Raw genomic sequence first — 668 nt, forward strand, 5'->3', positions numbered from 1 at the left:
GTTTCGACCGGCCCGTACGGCTACGGCGCGCTGAACGGCGGCGCGATCTTCGCCAACGGCGCTGCTGGCGCCAACAGCAACACGACTGGCATCAGCCTCGATAAGGGCTTCATTCAGTTCGGACCGATCACCGCTGGTCGCGCGCAGTCGTTCTTCGACTTCTACGCCAACGACCTCGGCTTCAGCTCGCTCCGCGGCTCGGACAACAGCCCGAACCTGTTGGCCTACACCGCGACCTTCGGCTCGGGCTTCTCGGCCACGATCTCGCTCGAAGACCGCCTGGCCGGCCGTAACGCGGTCGTCCGCAACGCCGTCCTCTTCAACGGCGCTGCTCCGGTCCTCGAGGGCAGCCAGTATCCGGACCTCGTCGGTGCGTTGAACGTGACCCAGGGCTGGGGCTCCGCTCAGCTGTCGGGTGCCATCGGTCAGCGTAACGTTGCCAGCTTCCCGGTTGGCGCTATCGGCAACACCACGATCATCCGTGGCGGCGACGAGACCGCTTGGGCCATCCAGGGCGGTCTGAAGTTCAACCTGCCGATGCTCGCCGCTGGCGACGTCCTGTGGTTGCAGGCAGCTTACGCTGAGGGCATGGGCTCCTACCTCGGCTACGGCGGCACCTATGGCTACGGCCGCCTCGGCTCGCTCGCCGCTGCGGACATCGTCATCGA

At 66.5% G+C, this 668-nt stretch carries 1 protein-coding gene; it reads left to right on the forward strand.

Annotated features, from left to right (window positions below):
* On the forward strand, positions 1-668 hold a 668-nt coding region (locus AC1D34_RS38170), incomplete at both ends, for a porin (RefSeq protein ID WP_476827103.1).

The sequence above is a fragment of the Allobosea sp. P1_A7 genome, from assembly GCF_056406775.1.